Genomic DNA, 4,804 nt, shown 5'->3' with positions numbered 1-4,804 from the left:
ACGTCGTGGCCGGCGGCGGCGAGGGCGACGGAGAGGGCGTGCACGTGTCGGCCGAGGCCGCCGACGAGCACCGGCGGGTACTCCCACGACAGCATGAGGATGCGACGGGTCTGCGGCGGTACCCCGGGGCCGGAATGCGCGGGCACGATCGCGCCGGGCTGCGCGGACGGGCCGGGCTGCGCGGGAAGCTGCGGCCGGGAGGTCAGGGTGGGCCGGTGGGCCCGGTCCTTGGTGGCAGCGAGCTGCTCATCGACCCGCAGGGTCGTCACATCAATCTCCGTCCATGCATGGTGGTGCGCGCCGGCGTCAGTGGCGGTGGAGTGAGAGGTGGAAAGGGTGGCCGAGGGCCGAGTGAGGTCGCGCGCGGGACGCGTGCCCCCCGACAAGCAAAAGGCATCGGGCCCCGGAACGCACCTTGAAAGCGTCCATGGTGACGGAGGACACCTGAGGGTGTAGCGCGCATCAGACAGGTGGATTCCGGTCGTCGCCTGAAAGGATGGATTGGCGCACCGGGGGGCAGGGCAATACCGGCGTGCGCGCGGGCGGGCTGTCGTCGGCGCGCTCGTGGCGCGGTGCGCACATGACCATGGTCTGAAGGAGCGACATGCAGGTCTGGCCGGGCGAGCGGTATCCCCTGGGCGCCACCTACGACGGGATGGGCACCAACTTCGCCATCTTCTCCGAGGTGGCCGAGCGGATCGAACTCTGCCTCTTCGACGAGTGGGACACCGGCGCCGAGCGCCGCGTCGAGCTGCGCGAGGTGGACGCCTACGTCTGGCACGCGTACCTGCCGGGCATCGAGCCGGGGCAGCGCTACGGCTACCGGGTGTACGGGCCGTACGACCCGGCGAACGGGCTGCGCTGCAACCCGCACAAGCTGCTGCTCGACCCGTACGCCAAGGCCATCGACGGTGACGTGACGTGGGACCCGGCGGTGTACGACTACGACATGGCCGACCCGGAGCGGATGAACGAGAGCGACTCGGCGCCGTTCATGCCGAAGTCGGTGGTGGTCAACCCGTACTTCGACTGGGGCAACGACAAGCCGCCGCGTACGCCGTACCACCACTCGGTGATCTACGAGGCGCACGTGCGCGGGCTGACCATGCGCCACCCGGACATCCCGGAGGAGCTGCGCGGCACGTACGCGGGCATCGCCTCCCCGCCGATGATCGAGCACCTGACCCGGCTCGGGGTGACGGCGATCGAGCTGATGCCGGTGCACGAGTTCGTGCACGACCACCGCCTCGTCGACCTGGGCCTGCGCAACTACTGGGGTTACAACACGATCGGCTTCTTCGCCCCGCACCACGGCTACTCGGCGCTGGGCCACCTCGGGCAGCAGGTGCAGGAGTTCCGGGGCATGGTCAAGGCGCTGCACGCGGCGGGCATCGAGGTCATCCTCGACGTGGTCTACAACCACACCGCCGAGGGCAACCACCTCGGGCCGACGCTGAGCTTCAAGGGCGTGGACGCGCCCAGCTACTACCGGCTCAGCGAGGAGGACCGGCGCTACTTCGTCGACTACACGGGCACCGGCAACAGCCTCAACGTCCGCAGCCCGCACTCGCTGCAACTGATCATGGATTCGCTGCGGTACTGGGTGACCGAGATGCACGTCGACGGCTTCCGGTTCGACCTGGCGGCCACCCTGGCCCGCGAGTTCTACGAGGTGGACCGGCTCTCGACCTTCTTCGAGGTGGTCCAGCAGGACCCGGTGGTCAGCCAGGTCAAGCTGATCGCCGAGCCGTGGGACGTCGGCCCCGGCGGCTACCAGGTGGGCAACTTCCCGCCGCTGTGGACCGAGTGGAACGGCAAGTACCGCGACACGGTGCGGGACTTCTGGCGCGGCGAGCCGGCCACCCTCGCCGAGTTCGCGTCGCGAATCTCCGGCTCGGCCGACCTCTACCAGGACGACGGCCGCCGCCCGTTCCACAGCATCAACTTCGTGACCGTCCACGACGGGTTCACGCTCACCGACCTGGTGTCGTACAACGACAAGCACAACGAGGCCAACGGCGAGGAGAACCGGGACGGCGAGAGCCACAACCGGTCCTGGAACTGCGGCGTGGAGGGCGACACCGACGACGACGCGGTGCTCGCCCTGCGGGCCAAGCAGCGGCGCAACTTCCTGGCCACGCTGATGCTCTCGCAGGGCGTGCCGATGATCGGCCACGGCGACGAGTTGGGCCGCACCCAGCACGGCAACAACAACGCCTACTGCCAGGACAGCGAGCTGGCCTGGATCGACTGGGACAACGTCGACGAACAGCTGCTGGACTTCGTCCGTACGCTCACCGAGTTCCGCAAGCGGCACCAGGTGTTCCGCCGCCGCCGGTTCTTCACCGGCCTGCCGGTGGGTGGGCGCGGCAGCGACGAGCCGCTTCCCGACCTGGCCTGGCACACCCCCGACGGGCGGGAGATGACCGGCGAGGACTGGGGCAACGACTTCGGCCGCTCGGTGGCGCTGTTCGTCAACGGTGAGGGCATCCGCGAGCGCGGCCAGTACGGCCAGAAACACCACGACGCCTCGTTCCTGCTCTGCTTCAACGCCCACGACGCGCCGCTGGACTTCACGATGCCCGGCAGCGAGTACGGCCAGAAGTGGGAACGGGTGATCAGCACTGCCGAACCCGAGCCCGACGACGCCACGGTGATCAGCGCGGGCGGCACCATCCGGGTGCCGGACCGCTCCCTGGTGGTGCTGGAAAGGACGATCTGACATGGCCGCCACCCCTCCGCAGGCCACCTACCGCGTCCAGGTCCGTCCCGGCTACGACCTGGACGCCACCGCCGGCATCCTCGACTACCTCGCCGACCTGGGCGTCAGCCACCTCTACAGCGCCCCCCTGCTGGCCGCGACGCCCGGTTCCGCGCACGGCTACGACGTCGTCGACCACCGGACGGTCAACCCGGAGCTGGGCGGGGAGGCCGCCCGGCAGCGGCTGCTGCGGGCACTGCGGGAGAAGCGGCTCGGCCTGGTCGTCGACATCGTGCCCAACCACGCCGGGGTCGCCGTGCCGCCGGCCAACCCGGCCTGGTGGGACGTGCTGCGCCGGGGGCGCGACTCGTCGTACGCCGACTGGTTCGACATCGACTGGGACCGGGGCCGGCTGCTGCTGCCGGTGCTGGCCGATGACCCGGCCGCCCTGGACGACCTGAAGCTCGTCGACGGCGAGCTGCGCTACCACGAGCACCGCTTCCCGGTCGCCGACGGCACCGGCGACGGCAGCGCACGCGAGGTGCACGACCGGCAGCACTATGAGCTGATCTCCTGGCGGCGCGGGGACGCCGAGCTGACGTACCGCCGGTTCTTCGCCATCGCGGGCCTGGCGGGCCTGCGCGTGGAGGACCCGGCGGTGTTCGCCGCCACCCACGAGCTGATCCTGCGCTGGGCCGCCGCGGGGGAGGTCGACGGCATCCGCGTCGACCACCCGGACGGCCTGCGCGACCCCGCCGGCTACCTCGCCCGGCTGCGCGAGGCCGCGCCGGCGGCCTGGCTCGTGGTGGAGAAGATCCTGGAGTACGGCGAGGAGCTGCCGGACTGGCCGGTGGACGGCACCACCGGCTACGACGCCCTCGCCGCGGTCAACGGCCTGTTCGTCGACCCGGACGCCGAGGGCGACTTCACGGCGCTCGACACCCGCCTCGCCGGGCACCACACCTCGTGGCAGGACCTGACCCACACCACGAAGCTGGCCGCCGCCACCACGCTGCTCGCCGCCGAGCTGACCCGGCTGGCCGCGCTCGCCCCCGAGGTGCCGGCCGAGCAGGCCCGCGCGGCGCTCGCCGAGCTGGCCGCTGCCTTCCCGGTCTACCGCGGCTACCCACCACACGGCGCCCGCTACCTGGCCGCCGCCCGCTCCGAGGCCGGCCGCCGCCGCCCCGACCTGACCGGCGCCCTGGACGCGGTCACTCGCCGACTGCGCGACCCCGACGACGAGCTGGCGATGCGTTTCCCGCAGCTCACCGGCGCGGTGATGGCCAAGGGCGTGGAGGACACCGCCTTCTACCGGTGGACCCGGTTCGTGGCCCTCAACGAGGTCGGCGGCAGCCCCGCCCACTTCGGCGTGCCGCCGGCGGAGTTCCACCGCTTCGCCGCCGCCCGGCAGGTCCGTTGGCCCGCCAGCATGACCACCCTCTCCACCCACGACACGAAGCGCGGCGAGGACGTCCGCGCCCGCCTCGCCGTGCTCAGCGAGCTGCCGGACCGCTGGGCCGAGCAGGTCGAGACCTGGATGGAGTACGCGCCGCTGCCCGACCCGTCGTTCGCCCACCTGCTCTGGCAGACCGCCGTCGGCGCGTGGCCGATCGAGCGGGAGCGGCTGCACGCGTACGCCGAGAAGGCCGCCCGGGAGGCCGCGGCCTCGACCAGTTGGGCGGACCCGGACCCGGTCTTCGAGCAGGCCATGCACGCGGTCATCGACCGGATGTACGACGACCCGGCCCTGCACGACGAGCTGACCGAACTCGCCGCCGCCATCACGCCCGCCGGCTGGTGCAACTCCCTCGGGCAGAAGCTGATCCAGCTCACCATGCCCGGCGTTCCGGACACCTACCAGGGCACCGAGCTGTGGGACAACTCCCTCGTCGACCCGGACAATCGCCGGCCGGTTGACTTCGACGTACGCCGGGAGATGCTGGCGCGGCTCGACGGCGGCTGGCGTCCCCCGGTCGACACCGACGGCGCGGCGAAGCTGCTCGTGGTGTCGCGGACGCTGCGGTTGCGGCGGGCGCACCCGGAGCTGTTCACCGGCTACCGGCCGGTGCCGGCGCACGGGCCGGCCGGTCGGCACGTGGTGGC

3 protein-coding genes are annotated in these 4,804 nt (G+C 71.7%); 2 read left to right on the top strand and 1 reads right to left on the bottom strand.

What is annotated here, in order from left to right:
* Window positions 1-269, bottom strand: a 269-nt coding sequence (locus AB0J68_RS27375) for a glycogen/starch synthase (protein WP_363941201.1), incomplete at its 3' end; no start/stop codon positions are given.
* A gap of 335 nt (window positions 270-604) precedes the next feature.
* On the opposite strand from AB0J68_RS27375, the gene glgX reads away from it, so the two are divergent.
* Window positions 605-2,722: a glycogen debranching protein GlgX gene (glgX, locus tag AB0J68_RS27370; RefSeq protein WP_363941199.1), complete on the top strand. Its 2,118-nt coding sequence runs from the start codon at window positions 605-607 to the stop codon at window positions 2,720-2,722.
* 1 nt (window position 2,723) lies between these two features.
* Window positions 2,724-4,804 (top strand): malto-oligosyltrehalose synthase (treY, locus tag AB0J68_RS27365; protein WP_363941196.1); only part of this gene is annotated, 2,081 nt, incomplete at its 3' end.

This window comes from Micromonospora sp. NPDC049580 (assembly GCF_040675595.1).
In the GTDB taxonomy this organism is placed as follows: Bacteria; Actinomycetota; Actinomycetes; order Mycobacteriales; family Micromonosporaceae; genus Micromonospora.
Note: the sequence above shows the minus strand (reverse complement) of the source record. Positions and strands in the feature narration are given on the sequence as shown.

Coding starts and splice junctions, on each gene's coding strand:
- glgX (WP_363941199.1), top strand. CDS start 605: ATGCAGGTCTGGCCGGGCGAGCGGTATCCCCTGGGCGCCACCTACGAC.